The sequence below is a fragment of the Pseudoalteromonas sp. ABE4_541 genome, assembly GCF_056312285.1.
Map to the genome: position 1 here is coordinate 1 of NZ_JBSVEM010000037.1, position 19,931 is coordinate 19,931.

The window sequence follows — 19,931 nt, forward strand, 5'->3', positions numbered from 1 at the left end:
ATGGTCGTTGAGCTAGACGTACCACAACTGCCACCAACAGATAGAGTACCCGTCTCAGTTGTGCTAAAGGTATAGTTTGGCGTTGTATCATTGGTAGGCGTTGTCACTGCGGTGACTTGTGCTAAAGTCGGTGCGGTACTGTCGATGGTAAAACTAGAAATGCTCAAAGCACTGCTGGCGTTGCCTAAGGAGTCTGTCACGGTGATCGTACAGTTACTGTATGTGCCATCAGCTAAAGCCGTTGAGTTATCAGTTTGAGTCAAAGTTATAGTTTGATTGCCGGTACTACTGATGGTCGTCGAGCTGGACGTGCCACAACTCCCGCCGACTGATAAAGTCCCAGTTTCGGTTGTACTAAAGGTATAGTTTGGCGTTGTATCATTGGTAGGCGTTGTCACTGCGGTGACTTGTGCTAAAGTCGGCCCGGTTGTATCAATGGTAAAACTTGAAATACTCAAAGCTGTGCTGGCATTAGCAGCTGCATCAGTCACGGTAACCGTACAATTACTGTACGTACCATCAGCTAAGGCCGTTGAGTTATCTGTTTGAGTTAAGGTAATGGTTTGATTGCCAGTGCTACTAATGGTCGTTGAGGTTGATGTGCCACAACTCCCCCCCATTGACAAGGTACCTGCTTCATCAGTGGTGAAAGTATAGTTAGGTGTATTGTCATTCGTTGGCGTAGTAACCGCTGTAACTTGGCTGATTGTGGGTGCCGTGCTATCGGAAGCCACTGCAGCAGTCACCGTAATCGTATCTACGGCAAATCGGTTATCATAAACACTATTAAATGTGTCATAAAATTCCAGCACTACGGTATCAACATTTTGCCAGTCACTACCTGAGAAGTCAGAGCCTCTGGTAATAGTAAAGACATCCGTAGCGTTTCCTTGAGGTACAGTAATAGTCGCTGTCACCGGTGTTGCAGACGTACCACCGTCGTACCCTTTTAAGCGAATTTCGTAATTATTGTTTGCAATCTGCAAGTTAGGATAAATGGAGATTGAATCAAAGCTAAAGTTATTATTAGAATCGCTGGTATAAAATATATACCCACCTGCCGTAGCATTCGGAGTCCCATTAATATAAGTATCGGATGCCGCTGCCGTGCCGCCATAAACGGTCATCGTAGATGACGTATATGAAGTAGCGGTACCTGAATCAAGCAAGTATGTAACTGAGCTATCTGTATGAGATATATTCGCAACACCACTGCCCGATTTCACCTTATAATCTATAGAAATCGCCGAAACCGATAGACTAGTCACAGATAGACCAATAAGTAGCAAGCCTTTGATGTTAGCTTTAATCCGATTCAACTTCATATTTACTCCAAATAACTTGGGAGCCAAAATTCACTAGCGTTTCCATTGAAAAGCTGTTGAACCATGTTTAATTCAAACGTCTTGTACATCGAAATACTCGACAAACAGGCCCTATAACTGTAACCATAGCCACAGAGCCTGCTCCTCACCTATCAACTACGTGAAGGGTAGATCCCGACCAAAACTATTTGCCAATTGACAACTTGCAGCGGGTTAATAATGCTAAAGCTATGAGAAGAGCCTGTTTCACTGACCACAACACTGCCGCCTGAGCCGCCACCATCAATGCTCAATCCTTCTATAGGCGTTAATGTGGGTGCAGGAGATAGGCCCTGCTGTTTGTAATACATTGGGGTATTCGGATTACCCGCGAGGTAGCTTGTCGCGTCAGGAGTGCTCGTATTCGCGTTATTTGTTGCAGCTTGCAAAGACCCCGTTACACCACTCCCTCCACCAGAGGGCACAAATGTCGCTGTGTGAGTATGCTGTGGCAACTGTAGAGAATTCAACGCAATGTCTTCCAAACCAAAACGCATGCCTAATTGATAAGTTCTGCCCCCAGGCATCGTTCCTAATCCAACAGGACTGCGGCCTCGTAAATCCGGTATGCCAAAAGTAGTACGTGCATCTCCGCCATAGATGTCGCCAATTAAAGAAAAGAGCGATGTATTTTCAGAAATTGCCATTAGCTGCCCTGAACATATTGCCCAATCTCTTATCGCAAAAGTACCGCCAAAAGGTCTCATTGTTCCGATATATGAATCTGCAGACATGATTAGTCCTCTTTATTTTATATATTGCTTATCGGTGACATTCGGACTACTAAACCTCACTCGTGTGCCACACCAACTATTTAATTTAAAGTATTTTTACTTGCTCACACTAGATACTGCTTGTCTACTCAGGTTGTTCCGCGTCGCCTTGCATTTCAGCCATCGGGTTCACCAAGAATACCGGCGGAATAAACAACTCAGGCAAAGCAACTTGCCGAACACTGCCAACAGAGATTTTGCCTAAACATACTGTCCCAACGTCATTCACACTCAACGCTATCTCTGCATTGCTTTCTGAGTTGGAAAAACGCCAGTACAATTCAGAGGTTTTATAGCGGATCAATACCATTTGTTCGCATTGATCAAACTCATCAGGGTGCTCGCAGAATTTGTCATGATACTCAGACAACTTTTGCTCTCCCATAAACTGAATAAGCAAACTCCCCATACCAGGAATATCTATTATTGCTGACTCTGAGCATGCCACACTTAAAGACCCTGTCCCTTCAACTTTGCCGACAATTTTGGCTGATTCATTGGAAGGCACCTCGCCATTGTTATAGGGATACATCGCCAAGTTGTATCCGTATTGATTGGTGATCTCTACGTTTATCTTCATTCGTTAACTCGCATCTGAAGTAAATTTCAAAGCAGTGTATTAACTAAAAAACGATAACACTCACACACAACTATTTATCGCTTTTCCTTACCTTGCTTTCCCACTATAGAAGCCGCTGAAACTAGGTTAACTGCGTTATAACCACCTACAGCGTCAAACCGGCTTCTAAACCAAATAAAACAGCAAATCGGTAGCCATCAAATAGCCCTTGTTGTGTGCCAATTACATCAAGGCGAACTGCCCCATCAGCGGTTTTAATAATCAATCCACGCTGCCGATCCAACTCAATCACTGCTCCAGGCCTTATCCCGTTAATATCACAGGACACACCACTAGCTTGCAGCAGTTGAAACCTGTCTTGACCCACAGAAAAAATGGCACACCCAGTATCCACATTGCCTGCTCGGGCCATATTAGTTATTTGCTTTGTGGTTTGCTTTTGCCAGTTTACATTGAGTTGAACTTCACTCACCGAGGGAGCATATTTTTCGCTAGGTTCAACTTGCTTTTGCCAACTAAGCGATTGCTCTTCAATCGCTTGGCAATAATTGTTGATAAGAACAGGCAGGGCTTGTGCTACCTTTTGCTGAACGCAGCTCATCGTGTCAAATGGGTGAATTGCGATATCAATCCCTATGTCATTGGCAACATCACCACTATCAATATGTTCATCTACCTGATGTAATGTAAGACGCGTTGTTTCTTCACCATTTCGTAACTGCCAATACAAGGGCCACGGCCCACGATAATCAGGCAAAGGACTGGGGTGAATATTTACCAGCTTCTGTGCAAAATACTGGACTAGAGCAGGCTTTATCTTGTGCCTAAACATGTATATCAAGCCATGATTAACTTCGAGCGCATCGAGCTGCGCTATTAACTCGGATTCGTTATTTTTTTGATATTGCAGTGTATTAATACGGTTTTGTTGCAGCCAATACTGTAATTGGGCCAAGTCTGGATTTGGTTGTGCCTCAATGAGTACAACACATGCTAACTTTCCAACCTGCATTAAATATTGAATGGCTGGCATACTTTGGCAACTGCCTGTGAAAAGGGCAAACTTTTGCATAGCCAAGTCTCCCTACACTTTCACTGGCACAAAACCAGGTAAACCGCTCAATTGGTAGTAAAATTGTACGGTATCACCACTATTGGCCACAAAGTGAGTATGCTCAATCTCACGAGGCTTACTATCCACGTATATACTCATGTCGGGTTTAGGGTGCGTTATCCCTGAGTCATATTGCCCTATTGCCTCTTCTGCAAATGTATCAATATGCGTGTAAATAGCTAAAAAGCGCTTATGCATGTCTTCTACACCAGTTGGAAATGTGACCTGATTAACAGGGATCACACTGACCCCGTCTTCTAATTCCATTATCTGCATACTTAACAGGCTGGATTTATTAATACTCAGTATTTCTCCAAGCTCAATTCTGTCTTGTTGAGCAAAGTTAGTCATATTCTGAGAGTGGCTGTAATCCACTTCTCTCCATTGTTGATTAAACTCAGTTTCACCTATCACCATCATGCCTCGAATGGACACATTTTGTGGGATCATCCAGCCATCTATATTGAGAAACTGCACTAAATGTTTGGCAATACTCAATTGGCCTTCTTTGGTAAAGCCATGTTGCATGGCTTCTAGCACTAATAAATCAATACCTACATCGGGCGAAAATTTTGTAGCATCGGCTTCTTCAATTAACGAAATATAGTCTTCTAACTGCAAGTCTTTCACCAATTGACGCAACGTTATGACGGCACCAGGATGAACATCAACCAACATAACTTGAAGCTGCTTCGCACTATAGGTTTGCGTATCTTTGTAATAACTCAGTAAAGGTAAAATAAGCGGAGCAAAAGGCCCACAGGCCGGATATAAAATGGTAATAGATTGCTTGTGTTCCAGCTTACCTTGAATAGCCTGATTAACGCCCCGTGCATACCCCTTTATACGATAAACATCTTTTATCGTATGCTTACAATTATGGGGTGACATAATCAGGCCTGTGGAGGAAATGTATTGGCGAGTCAGTAGCTCTTGACTGAGCTCCGCCATCGCCATTGACTGCACTGCTTGGTCGTACATATTTTCAAAGGCTTTAACGAGGGTTTGATGCTCAGTTTTATTGTCACTCAACACTAAATTCATGGCATCAACAAAACTTTTCTGCAATAACTTTTGTCTTTGCTCAACAGAGGTTTGGGACTTCAATAAAGATTCGAGTTGCGTTCGAATTGAGTATTTAAGCAACTCATCAATGTGAGGGTCAGCATATCCCAATGAGACATCACTATGTGCTTGTTGTTTTTCCATTATTGCTACCTAGCTCCAAAGGTCCTTGACTAAAACATATTACGGCAAGATTCAGTCTGTATTCATTGCTGTATCCTCACAAGTTTAGACACGCAAAAATAAAGCGCTAAATTTTTAATCAAAAACAAGCTGCAATTACCCCCACAAATGTACGCGTATATAAATAAAAATTGATTCTATTTTCACCACTTGCAGAATTTAAACGCCAAGCTTTTTTGCGCATAAAAAAAGGGCTGGATTAATACCCAGCCCTCTTCAAACTCAAAGAGTAAAATTGTAGAAGTTTATCTTTTTAGTGAACGCCTTCTTAGGGCTGCAATCCCCATCAGCACGTACAACCACATAAGCGCACCTCCTGAAGATTTACCACCTTGACCATCAACATGTGTTCCAGTGGCTATTACAGTCACATTCACGGTGCTTTTCACTGGTGAACCATAACCATCACTTATCGTATAGCTGATAGTATCAGTTCCAGTAAACCCTGCTTTTGCTTTGTAAACCAGCACTGTTCCTTGTTGAATACTTACACTACCTTGTGATGCAGAAGCTTCTATAATCGTCAGCTCATCGCCGTCAACGTCACTATCGTTGGCTAAAACATCAATATTGATACTTGCTCCTGTATTAACTTGGGCAACATCTGATTGTGCCACTGGTAAACGGTTTGCAGTAACCTGTACTTGTACCGAGCCATTGCTGCTTCCGCCTTGCTCGTCAATCACGATATAGTTAACCGTATCAACTCCAGAAAACCCTACGTTAGAAACATAGCTCAGTTTACCGCCTTCAATTATCGTCACTTCACCGTTACTCGCTGTTGCCGAGCTCACAGTTAAGCTATCGCCATCAGGGTCAGTGTCATTTGCTAAGACATCTATCGTAGTCGCCTTATGATGAAGCGCTGTCACTTGCTCACCTTGTACCAATGGTGCACGATTACCAATCACTTCAACTGTAACTTGGCTATGTGCCGTGCCACCTTGACCGTCGGTGATGCTGTAAGTAATCACATCCGCACCCACAAAGTTGTCAGCCGCCGTGTACTTCAGCGTTTGTTGCGCTGTGATAACAACCTCACCAAACTGAGCGGATACTTGTGACAATGCTAAGTTATCGCTATCAGCATCAGTATCATTCGCTAATACGTCGATTTCTATACTGCTATTCCAAGATAGGCTAGCGCTATCTTCATTTGCGATTGGTTCGGCATTATCAGTTACGTAAACCGCCACACCACTTGGGTCAACAACAGTCCCGTTCGCTTCACCGTCCGCATCGTTCGGTCCACCATCTTGTACTACTAGCTGAACACACCAATGCCCTTCGGTTAAGCCTGGTTGCCATATTGCATCGCCCGGAGGAGGACAATAACCAAACTCACCAGCGGTACTGAACACTTGGTTGTTCTCGTCTTCAACAAACTCACCCCACCCTTTTGCTTGCGTGTACTTACGATATACAGCATTGGCTGGAATGGGTAATTGCTGTGGCAGCACCAAGTTATAGTTTTGGCCTTGCTCTGGTAAGCCATAAGCAATGTAGTCAAAAATACCACCGACGTTTTTAGCCTGCGTATCACTCACAATCCCTTGCTGTTGATCCGATTCTAATTGTAAACCGCCCGTGTTACTGAGTGCAGCAACTGCACCACGACGTAAACAAACGCCCGGATCACCTTCGGCTAGGAATGCTTTTTGGTTGTTAACCTGTGCAGGCACAACATTACATTCATCAATCGCATCTAAGTAATCAGCGATGCCATCACCATCAGTGTCTTTGTAACCTTCTTCACTATCAGGGATTAAATCACCATCCGTATCGACATCTGCCAAACCTGCCAGACGCTCGATAACTTCAACATAAACGGTTTCTGTCGCGCTCAGAGCTGGTGAACCGCTGTCAGTTGCAATGGCTTTTATCGCATACACGCCCAGTGAAACAGCCGTTGGGTCAAACACAAAACTGTTTTGTTCTGTACCAAGGTTGCTTAAGTCTGATAACCAGCTAAGTGCCAGTTTATCGCTGGTGTTAGCATCTTTCGCCGTTGCTGTGATCGTGACAAGTCCATCAGCTTGGCTTACCGTCATACGCGCTTCATCTTGCTGTTGCACGTTTAAGCTCAACGTAGGTGCAATATTGCTTTCGCGAATACGGATTGTCGTTTGCTGCTTGCTACCTAAGTTCAGATCTGAGGCCAATGTCACAATGACGGTTTCCTCTGACTCTGCGACCTCATCAAGTGTCACATCAAAAACGATGTTGGCTTGTGTTCCACTATGAATAGTCACAGTACCACTTTGTGCTGTATGGTCATTTTGTGACGCAGAACCACTGATGGTGTAGCCTACTTCTAATGGATAAGTCGGCGAAGGTCCATTTAGAAGCACTTGTATCGTCACGGTAGAACCTTCCGAAACCACTTGATCTTTGCTAAGTGAAATCAGCGGTTGAACATTCAAGACTTGCTGTGCAATGGTTTCAAGGCCAGCACTATCTTCGGTACGCCAATATACATTGTGCTTGCCTGGTGCAAATACCGTTTGTGAATCTACCAAGGATACTGGCAATACATTGCCTTGTGCATCTTTAGCAGAAGCAACGCCTAAGTTTACTTTGGTAAATAGGCCCGTTGCATTGATGGTGAGATCCGCAGGTACCGTCAGCGTTGGCGCTTGAGTATTACGGTTACCTTCAATCAACAGATTCACTTTGGCGCTGGCGCGTCCTTTCTTACCGTCCGTCACAGAATAAGACAGCGACACAGAACCGATGTAACCCGTAGGAGCTTGATAACTTATAGATGAATCATTAGCGGTAGCATTACCAATGCTCGCCGTAACCCCTTCAATACGCAGTGCATCACCGTCGATATCCGCATCGTTACCTAATACAGCAAGCGTGTAGCTATCATTTGCTGTTTTAGTCAATGTAATGCTGTCATCTTGTGCTGTTGGAGCATCATTAACTGGATTAACCGTCACAGTCACCAATGCAACCTCTGAGGTTAGTTCTCCGTCATTGGCAATGTAGGTAAAACCATCTTGTCCATTAAAGTTCACATTTGGTGTATATACCCAGCCTGTATCGGTCGCAACTAGAGCGCCATTTTGTGGCGGCGTTTGTAAGGTCAACGTGAGTTTATCGTTTTGCTCATCACTCACTGTCGCGATAATGCTAATTCGACCATCTTCATCTACTTGTACCGTTTGTGGGCTAGCTTTTGGCGCTGTATTACGCACATTCACGGTGAGGTTAAATGGTTTTAACGAAGCTGATAACTCACCATCAGACACACTAATTGATACATTCGCGGTCAGGCCTACATCATCACCCGTCGGAGTACCAGATAACTCACCCGTTTGCGTGTTAAACGACGCCCAAGTAGGTTTGTTTTCAATACTGAAGGTCAAGTTTTGACTATCAATATCTGTGGCGACTGGAGTAAAGCTGTAGCTATCACCCTCAACCACAGAGCTGGCTGGTTGGCCTGAAATAGTCGGCGCATCATTTACGTTCAACACTTGCACCGAGAAAGCAGGCAGACTGGCTTGTAGCTGACCATCAGACACAGTGATCACGATGTTACTTTCGCTACCCACATTGCTTTGAGCCGGTATACCAGAAAGCGCACCCGTTGATGTATTAAAGTTCAACCAAGTTGGCTTGTTGCTAATGCTAAAGGTTAACCTATCACCATCAATATCACTTGCCTTCGGCGTAAAGGTGTACAACTGACGCTCATCCACACTGGTTTTTGGTGAACCTGTAATGGTAGGGGCATCATTCACGTTCGTGACAACTAAATCAAAAGCACTCAAACTCGCTGTTAATTCGCCATCCGAAACATTAATGACGATACCTTGAGTCGTTCCCACATCCGCATTTTGCGGCGTACCACTTAATTGCCCTGTATTCTTATCAATACTTAACCACTTAGGATTATTCGTCATTGAATAAGACAGCACCGTTGAGTCAACATCTTTACCAACGGCGGTAAAACCATAGGCTTCTCCTTGCGCGACAGTAACAACAGGTGAACCCGAGATAGTCGGTGCATCATTCACGGCTTTCACAACGACACTAATGGACTCAGATACCGTGCCTGCAAGCGTATCCGTCAGTTGAACTTTGACATTTCTTGCTTCTGTAGAAGGCTTATCTGAGCTATTTTCATAGCTAAGAGCCCTTACCAGCGCTTGAACTATCGCATTATTGCCTGCAGTTAAGTTAACGGTTAGCGTATCGCTGCCAGTCACAACACCATCATTGGCAGTGCCACTTGTCTCGTCAAGGGTACCAATCACCGTGTTTTGATAACTCAACTGGCCATTGTTAATACCAAAATCACCACCTGTATTGATACTGAGGATATCTTCAGCCAAACCATTACTTGAAATTGATGCAACCAGCTTAGCGCCGTTACCTTGCCAGTTTGCGTCACCATCCGCGTCATTGGCTGTTGCTTGGCTGTCAAGCATAGTTGCTGCGTTATTCTCGGTGTAGTTTAGTGTGGTTGCTAAGCTCAAAGTAGGTGTAGTATTAACCGTTAAGTTAATAGTGACATCGGCATTGGCTGATGTACCGCCTTCACCATCGGTTAGTACAAAACGCACCACTCGATCACCCGCAGTCCCTGCTGAGTCTTGGCTATTATCATATTCAATGGCATTGATAACCGCTGCCACAATGGAATTGGTGGCGTTGCTGTTGAAGGTAATAACCAGGTTATTGCCATTGCTACCACCGGTATAACTCCCCACACTAGTTTGGTTATATTCAACCTGACCATTGTTGAGTGAGATTTCAGCGCTGCTGTCATCAATGGCTAAAACATCTTCCGCAGTTTGTGCGCCATTGGCAATCGATACCGTTAACACACCACCGTTGAACGTATCGGTATCAATATCGGTTACCGTTACTGCACTGTTTTGGTTCACAATCACAAAGCTTTGCGCTGAGGCGTTGTAATCAAACTGCTCACCATTTAAGTTATTGATAACGGGCGCATCGTTGACATCGGTAATATCAATGTTGACCGTTGCCAATTGCACTGAGCCTGAGCCGTTATTATCGTTACCCGTAATGGTAATGGTCGCTTGGTTATCACCCTGGCTGTCACTCACACCGGTATACGTCAAGTTTGAAGCCGTATTCAGATAGGTATCAATGGCGCTTGGCGAGCCTGTGAGTGTAATGGTTTTACCGTCTTGCGACAGGCTTGCCGTAACACCTTGCCCCGAGCCATCTACAGGCGAACCAAACTGGCCGTTATCCACGGAAATTGTCAACGTGACATTGCTACTGTCTGAGTCAATCAGCGTCAAAGCAGATAGATCTAGGTTTGAACTCGCATCCTCTGTTACTGCAACATCTGTTGGCGGTGTAGTTACTGAAATTGCATCGTTTACAGGGGTTACGGTGAAGTTGAAAGTTTGTCCTGTAAGCGGCGCAGCACTATCTTCTCCACCATCTGCAAGGGTAAATACAAAGCTACCTGATGTGGTATCGCTGCTGTTGTGCAGATACATCAGGTTGCCATTGTTGATATCTTGCTGAGTGAAAGTGCCATTCACACTGCGCGCTTCGCCCGCATCCAATGTGTCATTATTATTCGCATCCACAAACAACGTACCATTGCTCGGTGCTGTGGTCACAGTATAAGTTAACCCTGTGTTCGAATCATCCACATCACCTTCATTGAGGTGATTGTTATAAATCGTTGCAGTGCCCCCTTCAGCCAAGGTCACGCCAGTATTGGTGGCAATCGTTGGGGCGTCATTGACCGATGAAATCGTGATCACTGCAGTGTCTGACGCACTGGAAAACGCACTGGTGCCCCCGGTTGTGCTCGCATTGGCTATCCACCCCGCGTTACCTGACGATTTATCCCATGCCACAAACGTTAAGCTCGATGAGCCATGGTGGTTTGCCTCTGGTACAAAACGGACTTTATGCGTATTAGCGCCACTGAGTGTACCATCGAGCAACCATGCAGCCGTGCTCATATCACGAACACCACCAGTTACACTAGAAAAGTTACGCCAGCTATCACCGTTATTAAGGCTGAACTGCCAAAACCCATGGGTGTTATCAACACTCACCACCGCAATGGCTTCAACTGCATTACCATCTGCATCACCGATTGAGTTATCTACCACCAACGAGGCAATATCAACACCCACATTATTGGTATTTGAGATATCTTCAATAATCGTTGTAAAGACTGGGGTTTGCGTATCATCTAACGTCGGTGCATCGTTCACTTCAGTAATGCTAACAACCGTTTGGTTTGTACCCGTACTACTTGCGATACCATCATTAAATGTCCATGCAAGTGTTGCCGATGAGCCTGGCGCTTCTGAGCTATTTGAATAGGTGATACTTTGCAGTACACCTGCAACAATTGACGTTGTGGCATTGCTGTTGAAAGTCAGCTTTAAAGTACCCGCACTATTGGTGGTAACCGTACCAACGGCAACACTGCTGTACTCAACATTTTGACCTTGAACTAATGCCCCTAACGAACCGGTGTTGGCAAACACATCGCTAGCACTCGCACCACCGTTTCGAGCAATCGTCAGGCTCGCACCATCATAATTACCACTATTGCTGTTAAGTGCATCCAATTCAGTATCTGATATGGTCACATTGGCATCTAATACGACTGCTGAGCCATTTTCAGTAAACGCCGGCGTGCCATCAAGAGCTGCAAACGCGGGCGCGTCATTTTCATCCAGCGTGATAGTCACTGTTTGTGTACCAGACTCAACCGCGTTGTTGGTTGTAACTGCTGAAATATCGATGATCACAGTTTCATTATCATCAATAACACTGTCATCCACCGCGGTTACTTTAAAGGTTTGAGAAGAAGTGCCCGCTGCAATCGTCACGCTGTTACTAACATTGTCAGACACACTGTAGTCAGTACCTGAGCCTGTTGCCGTACCTGTGATATCGATACTAACCGTTACTGCATTGGTTGCGGTTACAGCATTACCTGAGGCATCTTTGAGGGCAAGCGTCACAGTTGCCTCGCCTGCTTTTTCAAGGATGGTACTGTTATCAACGCTCAGCTCAACATTCGGTGCTACCGTAAAGGCAAAACCTGAGTTATCGCTGAAGCCCGCAAAGGCATTGCCGCTTTCATCGGTTACAAAGCCTGCGTCCATACGCACAGCATAGCCCACACCCGCTGACAAATTAGCGCTTGGATTAATGGTTAGGGTGTCACCCGATAAGCTGATCTGAGTACTATCAACAGCAAAGGTTTCAATCACATTGCCGTTACTATCCACTAACGTGATGGAGCCACTCGTGCCTAGCTTCATCGCTTCAGAGAACTTAAGCGTTAAGTCACCGCTTGCTGAAACGCCAAAACCACTATTGGCGGTAGAAGAACCCGCAGTGTTAATGCTTGGTGCAACACCATCAATCACTAACGCCTTGTTGGCTGAGAGCGAGTTAGCGGCTCCTGGAGTCGCTAGAGTCAATGTTGCATCATTGCCCACCGCATCTTTAATTGTGCCACCGTTGAGGCTTAATGCAGTTGTCGATATATAGCTTAAATCACTACTAACATCCCCAGATTGAACGGTATAGTTAAAGGTAATGACCGAATCTGATACCGACGTGAAGTTTACAATTCTGTCTGTACCACCCGTTTCAAGCGTTAAAGTGGGCGTGCCTGTTACAAAGATATTTTCAGAAAACGTCACCTGAATCGCAATTTCATCACCCGCTTTATAGGTACCATCGGCTTTTGAGGAGGAAACACTCGAAACAGCAGGTGTAATGGTATCAATCACAATGTTGCTATTGGCCGACAGTGACAGGCTTCCACCAGGTGTGGGTAACGTCAACGCAGCATTATTGCCACTAGAGTCTGAAATTGTACCACCCGCCAATGACAAAGCAGACGTACTCACATAAGCCAAGTCACTACTGATATCACCTGCTTGTACGGTGTACTGGAAATGTAGAGCATTTGTGCCCGAGCCACTGACATAACTTGCGACTCTGTCTGTGGTACCAGTTTCTAATCTAATCGTCGGCGTACCAGTCACAGTCACGACTTTATCCAACGTCACGGTAACTCCGATGTTATCTCCTGCCTTATACGCACCATTGTCGGTTGATGAAGATACGTTGGTCACCGTTGGCACCACACCATCAATGACAATAGCGGCATTTGCAGACAATGAGTTAGCCGCGCCTGGCGCCGCCAGAGTCAGTGTTGCATCATTACCTGCCGAGTCTTTAATTGTACCACCTGATAGCGACAAAGCAGAGGTAGAAGTGTAACTGAGATCTGCATTGCTATCGCCAGCTTGGACGGTATAAACAAACGTCGCAGTCTTGTCAGACACACTGCTGAAAACGGCCTCACGGTCAACTGCGCCTGTTTCTAATGCCAGTTTTGGTGTACCTGTTACTGTAATTGCTTCATCAAATGTCACCGCTATATCGATTTGGTCATCAACAATAAACGTACCATCTGGAGACGAAGAAACATTAGTCACCGAAGGTTTGTCTCTATCAACGGTATGCGTTACCTGTGATGAGTACGGCGTTGTATATCCGTTATTACCACCGCCATTACCTGCGGCATCCTCTAGTGAGTTATCCGATTTGAGTCGAACACCGACTGTCCCTTTACCTGATTTGACATTTACCCACACACTCAAAATTTGAGAATTTTCAGAATAAGTTGAAAAATATTCTAACTCTGCATTTACCGTACCCGTAGTAACAAGCTCAAAATCACTGAGCTCATACTTCGCGGGTATTGCGTCATAGGTGTAATCAAAAGCAATCGAGGATGCATTTGCGCTTGGCGTGCCAGACACAGCAACAGAAGAGATAACCGGTGGCGTGGTGTCAGATTGCGCATTGACATTATCAACCACCAAACTAAGGAATGAGACGTTAAAAATATTATTCCCTGTACCCGATTCAAATACTGTAAATTCGATAGAAGAAACGCCAGTAACCGGGTCGAAAGAACCAAATAGGTCAGCTAAACCTGCCGTGCTGCTGTTTGAAAGCTTAGTCTGAGCCGATAATTTAAGCGTTGAAAGCGTATCGCCACTGGCATTTTTAAATACAACTTTCGTCGCTGAAGTGAGTTGTACATTTACTGTGTTATAAGCATGAATTTTCATGTCCATGACATCAAAGTGTGTCACTTTGTCGCCGTCGGCTTTAAATATAAAAGTTTGTGGTGACCCCTCAATATAAGGGTTAATACTTGCAAGACCATAATCTTGTAAACTGTTGGGTACCAAATAACCCCTATGGTCCGTCAAGGTTCTAAACCCTGGACCACCTGAGTCCGTTACACCGATATCATCAAAACTGATCGTATGCGCTGCGTATGCCTTACCCGCAAGAGAAATTGATGCAAAAATCAAGGCACTTAATACATTAAACATCTGTTTAACGTTCATTAAAACCTCCTTTTTCATACACACGCTTAATAGAGCTGAGCTCAAAGAAGGCCACCTTCATCCAGCCGAAATACATATAGATTTCCTCTACAAATCAAAAATAAAGAAGGCGCTTAGTATTAAGCGCCCCAAAAAACAATTAGCTACGCGATGGGTACGCACCCACATTGGCAATAACAAACTTAATGACTGTGCTAGGTTGGACATTGGGTATTGGCGAGGATGCACCGGTATCTTGCACGTTCACTGCCACCTGTACAGCGGTTTGTGCGTCATGAAAAGATCCTGAGATTTCTACCGCATCCGCCGCCATTTGCACATCCGAAGTGGTTGAATAAGAATTGCTAATGGATGTTTTAGCTAACCCATTGATCAGCTCCCCCGTAGCCCAGTAGGCCCCTTTCGCATTGTCGGTATCACCCAAACCTTCTTTCGCGTTCACGGTTAAGGTACCTGCAAAACCTGCTACTGCAGTTTTCGCTTCCGCTTTTGCTGTGGCTATATGACTGTGTGCTGGTAGCTGAGAGGGAGCCAAAGTAATATATTCAAGACCATATGAACTCCCTTGCATTTTGGGTTGTAAACCAGGGCCAGTCCCATCACCAACCGCAGTACGACCGCGAAAATCCGGTAAAGCAAAGGTTGTGCGGCCATCACCGCCATACATTGTGCCCAACAAGGAGAATAAAGTCGTATCGCTAGCGACGGACATAAGCCCTCCAGCACACGCATAATAACCACGTGGCACATAGCGGTATGCCACCATTTCGATATCGCCAATTAATGGAGCAGCACTCATATTTTTCTTCCTTCCTTATTATTTTAAATTCATACCTGCTTGCAGTTTGGCCTGCATCGCAAAGCGGTAACCATCAAATACACCTTCATTGCTACTAACAATATCCAGCTTTAACGCTTGCTCATTACAAAGTGCAATCACCAACCCACCTGCCTTTGATACAGTTAAAATGGTGCCAGCATTAACGCCAAAGGTTGGTTGGGTACTTTCACTTACTTGCAATAACTGACACACCACTTGCCCAATGCGTAATCGTGCGCCACCAAAATAGGGGTTGGCCGCTCGTGTGAGGCAGGCAATATGCTGTGCGCTGTCGGTTTGTAAATTAGCAAATAAATGAGACTCGTCTAATTGAGGCAGTGTGTGAGGTGTAAATGACAAGCTATGTTTGGCTTTGTCTAAATCGTCAAACTGTGTCGCAAGCGTTTGCAATACCATAGGTAACTGCGTCATCAGTTTTTTATGCAAAGTACCTGCAGTGTCATTATCTTCGACAGTCACTTGGTACTCAGCTAATCGCCGCATATACTTGGTCGAAGCAACGATTAAAGCGCAGCTATCGGCTTGCGTTTTAATCGCATCAAACAAAGCATGTTCAATCGTGGCGTTACTATGTTCACCAAACTGTATCTGTACGATATCTTGCTCAACGTTAAGCTCTTGTAAAAGAGTAAAAGGTAAATGAAAGCTAACAAAATTAGCCGCCCGCCAAGCTTGTTCTGCCGAGTTAATAAAGTCAGCATCTAATCTTGCTTGATAGGCATATGGCACGGAAAAATGCTGCGCAACCGCCGTTAATTGCTGCGCCTGAGATTCAGAACAATGGGTGATCAACATCCCAGCAAGTACCTTTGTTTGCGCTAGGTATTCAATGGCAGGTACAGCCGACGTTGAGCAAGTGATTAAAATGAGTTTTTTCACACAGTTCCCCTAAGCAATTGTTGGTAAAAAGCCAGGCATACCGCATAACTTGTAGTAAAACTTCAATCTATCTCCGCCTTTGACTAATAAGTCATCAGGCTCAGAAGCTTTGGGTTTAAAATCAATACAAACCGACATGTCGGCTAAAGGATGCGTGATCCCTGAGTCGTATTGATCAACAAGCTCTTTTCCATCTACATAAAGCTTGGCGCTAAGCAATAAAATACGCTTAGACATATCTTCCACATTGTGTGGAATCGTCACTTGATCTGCCTCAATCAAATCAAAACCATTGCCAAGTGGCATGGTTGTCATGTGTTTTAGTGTCTCTAGGTTAAGCGTAAAAATAGAGCCCAGTGATATGCGTTCAGCTTCAATTTGCTTATTGATAAAACTGGAGTGGCTGCGCTCTTGTTCTTGCCATTGCTCTACAAACTCTCGCTGTGGAACGGCCAGCATGGCCTCAACGACGATTTCCTTCGGCAATAAGTAAGCATCCTGTGATAAGAATTGTGCAAGGTGGCACATAAAGCTCAAGTGCCCTTCTTTACTTAAGCCGTGCTGCATTGCTTCAATCACTAAAATATCAATTGGTATGCTCGGCCTGTAATCCATAACATCCATGCACAGCACATCCACATTGTTTAGTTCTAATCCCAAATGCTCAACGGTACGCTTAAGCACCTTTTCAGCGCCAGGCTGAATATCAATAAGCGTAACCTTAAGAGGTCTTTGATAACGGTTATGTTTTTTGACATAGCACAACAACGGCAGTACAAGAGGTGCAAACGGCCCACAAGCGGGATAAACAAGGTGCAACGGTTGCAAGCTTTGCTGCTCTGCTTGCGCCAATGCGTTGTCCAAGCCTCGGATAAAAGCTTTAACACGATAGATGTCGTTCACGGTGCAGACTGCATCTTTCACCGCCATCACTAAACCTGTGGCGTTAACATAAGAGTGCGTAGTTTCCTGCTCATTAAGCTCTACACTTTGATAGAGCTCTAGCAGAGATTGTGAAAAATCAGCAAAACAAGCAACAAGCTGTTCATGGGTTTGGGCTTTAGCAAGCAAGCACTCAACCAGTTTACAACAGTGGTTGATTAACTCTTCAGAGCTAGCAAACGCATCACCTTTTAATTGACGGTTAAGCTTATCACGCAGTGATTGATTTAATAGTTTTGCGAGACTGGGGTCGATAGAACTAAGCTCATGTGTTGTTCCCATCAAACTTTGAGTTACTTCGCCGTTGCTTGCCATGCACAGAGTCCTTAAACAAATATCAATTTATCGATAAACTCATAAGCTCTATATGTGCTCCAGTGATAGTCAACAATTAAGCTGGACGATAACTTAGCTTCTAATTACACCCAGAAAAATAGTGTATAAACTCTAACTAAAGGGTATCAGCGACCCAAAACCGTTAACAACAACTTAACACTTTGAATTGTATGAAAAAAAATAGACCTTTTGAGTAGATTCGAATTTGACCTGATTGTTTAATTAAAGTCAATTACATAGCATTACACTTACGACAAATTATCGATAAAACCCGACAATTTATCGGTAATTTATTAAAAAGTAACGAAAATGACAACAAACAACGCTTACTTTCACTACCTGTCGCAACATGGAAAAACAATAAAACTAAATGTATGAGCTAAAAAATTGCCGTGTTTAGCTGCTCTGATACATACTCAAGCGCACCGATCCCCGCTACGGAATTACCGATTTTATCGAGCCCCGGCGACCATACTGCAACCGTAAATTGACCTGGTACAATAGCAATAATGGCTCCAGATACACCTGACTTGCCAGGCATCCCCACACGATACGCAAAATCACCCGCTGCATCATAAAGGCCACTGGTAAACAACAAGGAGTTGAGTTGCTTGGTTTGCTTCGCAGTTAAAAGCTGCTGCTGGCTTTGTGCACAATACCCCTGATTAGAAAGGTAAGAAAAAGTGCGCGCTAACTCTGCACAATTAACCTCAATCGCACAATAATTAAAGTAGGACCATAACACCTCTTCAACCACATTATTGAAATTCCCAAAGGACTTCATTAAATAAGCCATCGCGGCATTGCGATAACGGTGCTCAAACTCTGATTGTGCTACCCGCTTATTAACCACTATTTTATCGTTTCCCGATTGGCGTCGATATTGCTCAAGCATGGTATGAATGGGTGCACCTAAACGAGAAAATAATGCATCACAAGTCACAATTGCGCCCGCATTAATAAACGGATTGCGCGGAATGCCATTTTCAAATTCTAATTGAGTCAAAGAGTTAAATGCAGTGCCTGAGGGTTCTTTACCGACACGTTGCCATATTTCGTCTTCATAGCGCTGCAAAGCCATCGTGAGCGTCATGACCTTGGAAACCGATTGCACGGTAAAACGGGCTTCACAGTCACCCACCGTGTATGTTTTATCGCCGTTTACATGAATGGCCATCGCAAATTGACCCAGTTTTTGTTCAGCAAGCGCTGGGATGTAATTCGCAACTTCACCTTGATTCAATAGTGGTTGAATATGTTTAAAAGTGGCGTCTAAAACAGCTTGATAGTTCGGCATGTATACAACTTTATTAGCGACAAAATAGTTGCTCAGTCTAGCATAAAAAAAGGGCCTGTTAAGGCCCTTAGCTTATGTAACACTTAGGCTTGATTGCCTAGCGTAATTCCATTTCTTGAATAATTTCATGTGCTATTTCCGGTGTCGTACTCACCGGTTTATCGTGCAAATTTGCTTTTAACTGCCCTTTTCTATGTTTTAGTGAGGCTTCTAATTTCTTTGCAGCATTCGCAATAGACGGGTACATGACTTCTCCCTCCCCTTTCACCCCAATGCGAACACCTGAATACTTAGTCGATATTTCCGTGTAAAACTTTTTATTTTCTTTGCTGATAATGATATCTAGCGCAAGTAATGACGGAAAATGAATCGCTGTTTTGGCAAACTTTTCTTGAACGTGAGCTCTTACTGCATCTGTAACATCCACATGGTGGCCCGAAAGATTTATCTTCATACATGTTTCCTTTTCTTGTTTACCTCACTAACAGTATTGAGGCCATTTGCTAAAACCTCAAGGGTAAAATGTCAGATAATTTTCATAAATTTGAAAACAATGTTTTGGATCAATAACTGAGACAACAGCTCAAAAACGCTATGCTACTTCTAAGCTTTTGAATAAAATGTCTAATTAAAAAACCGATGTGCGTACCAAACACCAGCATGAAAATGCTAATGCAAATGAACAAAAGTAAAAAAGTGCATTTAAATAGCGATTCTAATATTCAAGTTATAAGCGACGAAACCATAGATTTTGTAGGAAATGGGTGTTTTTGTAGGAAACGGTATTTTTAAAATGCGCGCTAAGCGAGAGGGGATGGTGCCCAGAGGCGGAATCGAACCACCGACACGAGGATTTTCAATCCTCTGCTCTACCGACTGAGCTATCTGGGCAAAATTTGGAGCTGTTTTTTTGATTCCTAGCGGAGGAAATGGTGCCGACTATCCGAGTCGAACGGATGACCTACTGATTACAAGTCAGTTGCTCTACCAACTGAGCTAAGTCGGCACACGAATTTTTTAAACCGTATGGTTTATCGATTGCTACAATCGAAAAGAATGGTGCCCAGAGGCGGAATCGAACCACCGACACGAGGATTTTCAATCCTCTGCTCTACCGACTGAGCTATCTGGGCAAAATTTGGAGCTG

At 44.2% G+C, this 19,931-nt stretch carries 11 protein-coding genes and 3 tRNA genes; all 14 read right to left on the reverse strand.

Going from position 1 to position 19,931, the window contains the following annotated elements:
- Positions 1-1,325, reverse strand: a 1,325-nt coding sequence (locus ACW689_RS21100; RefSeq protein ID WP_476294336.1) for a hypothetical protein, incomplete at its 3' end; no start/stop codon positions are given.
- 152 nt (positions 1,326-1,477) lie between these two features.
- Positions 1,478-2,098: a phage tail protein gene (locus tag ACW689_RS21105; protein WP_476294338.1), complete on the reverse strand. Its 621-nt coding sequence runs from the start codon at positions 2,096-2,098 to the stop codon at positions 1,478-1,480.
- A 124-nt stretch (positions 2,099-2,222) separates the two neighbouring features.
- Positions 2,223-2,717, reverse strand: a complete 495-nt coding sequence (locus ACW689_RS21110) for a hypothetical protein (protein WP_476294340.1) — start codon at positions 2,715-2,717, stop codon at positions 2,223-2,225.
- 145 nt (positions 2,718-2,862) lie between these two features.
- Positions 2,863-3,789 (reverse strand): formyltransferase family protein, encoded by a 927-nt coding sequence (locus ACW689_RS21115; protein ID WP_476294342.1) that lies wholly within the window; start codon positions 3,787-3,789, stop codon positions 2,863-2,865.
- Positions 3,790-3,801: 12 nt separating this feature from the next.
- Positions 3,802-5,040 (reverse strand): SAM-dependent methyltransferase, encoded by a 1,239-nt coding sequence (locus ACW689_RS21120; RefSeq protein ID WP_476294344.1) that lies wholly within the window; start codon positions 5,038-5,040, stop codon positions 3,802-3,804.
- Between the two features lie 284 nt (positions 5,041-5,324).
- Positions 5,325-14,489, reverse strand: a complete 9,165-nt coding sequence (locus ACW689_RS21125; protein ID WP_476294346.1) for an Ig-like domain-containing protein — start codon at positions 14,487-14,489, stop codon at positions 5,325-5,327.
- 139 nt (positions 14,490-14,628) lie between these two features.
- Positions 14,629-15,288 carry a phage tail protein gene (locus ACW689_RS21130; protein WP_476294348.1) on the reverse strand — a complete coding sequence of 220 codons (660 nt, stop codon included), beginning with the start codon at positions 15,286-15,288 and terminating at the stop codon, positions 14,629-14,631.
- 18 nt (positions 15,289-15,306) lie between these two features.
- Entirely contained in the window at positions 15,307-16,209 is a 903-nt protein-coding gene (locus ACW689_RS21135) for a hypothetical protein (protein WP_476294350.1), read from the reverse strand.
- Between the two features lie 9 nt (positions 16,210-16,218).
- Positions 16,219-17,466 (reverse strand): SAM-dependent methyltransferase, encoded by a 1,248-nt coding sequence (locus ACW689_RS21140; protein ID WP_476294351.1) that lies wholly within the window; start codon positions 17,464-17,466, stop codon positions 16,219-16,221.
- Positions 17,467-17,866: 400 nt separating this feature from the next.
- Positions 17,867-18,784, reverse strand: coding sequence for a glutaminase B (glsB, locus tag ACW689_RS21145; protein WP_476294353.1), 918 nt, complete (start codon positions 18,782-18,784; stop codon positions 17,867-17,869).
- A gap of 97 nt (positions 18,785-18,881) precedes the next feature.
- Positions 18,882-19,238, reverse strand: coding sequence for a ribosome hibernation-promoting factor, HPF/YfiA family (gene hpf, locus ACW689_RS21150; protein ID WP_476294355.1), 357 nt, complete (start codon positions 19,236-19,238; stop codon positions 18,882-18,884).
- A 361-nt stretch (positions 19,239-19,599) separates the two neighbouring features.
- A tRNA-Phe gene (locus ACW689_RS21155) sits at positions 19,600-19,675 on the reverse strand.
- Between the two features lie 39 nt (positions 19,676-19,714).
- A tRNA-Thr gene (locus tag ACW689_RS21160) sits at positions 19,715-19,790 on the reverse strand.
- A 51-nt stretch (positions 19,791-19,841) separates the two neighbouring features.
- A tRNA-Phe gene (locus ACW689_RS21165) sits at positions 19,842-19,917 on the reverse strand.
- Positions 19,918-19,931 lie beyond the last annotated feature (14 nt).

What these genes read in the sequence shown, in the direction of transcription:
- glsB (WP_476294353.1), bottom strand. Translation starts at nt 18,784, where the DNA reads ATGCCGAACTATCAAGCTGTTTTAGACGCCACTTTTAAACATATTCAA.
- ACW689_RS21120 (WP_476294344.1), bottom strand. Translation starts at nt 5,040, where the DNA reads ATGGAAAAACAACAAGCACATAGTGATGTCTCATTGGGATATGCTGAC.
- ACW689_RS21130 (WP_476294348.1), bottom strand. Translation starts at nt 15,288, where the DNA reads ATGAGTGCTGCTCCATTAATTGGCGATATCGAAATGGTGGCATACCGC.
- ACW689_RS21115 (WP_476294342.1), bottom strand. Translation starts at nt 3,789, where the DNA reads ATGCAAAAGTTTGCCCTTTTCACAGGCAGTTGCCAAAGTATGCCAGCC.
- ACW689_RS21125 (WP_476294346.1), bottom strand. Translation starts at nt 14,489, where the DNA reads ATGAACGTTAAACAGATGTTTAATGTATTAAGTGCCTTGATTTTTGCA.
- ACW689_RS21110 (WP_476294340.1), bottom strand. Translation starts at nt 2,717, where the DNA reads ATGAAGATAAACGTAGAGATCACCAATCAATACGGATACAACTTGGCG.
- ACW689_RS21140 (WP_476294351.1), bottom strand. Translation starts at nt 17,466, where the DNA reads ATGGCAAGCAACGGCGAAGTAACTCAAAGTTTGATGGGAACAACACAT.
- ACW689_RS21105 (WP_476294338.1), bottom strand. Translation starts at nt 2,098, where the DNA reads ATGTCTGCAGATTCATATATCGGAACAATGAGACCTTTTGGCGGTACT.
- hpf (WP_476294355.1), bottom strand. Translation starts at nt 19,238, where the DNA reads ATGAAGATAAATCTTTCGGGCCACCATGTGGATGTTACAGATGCAGTA.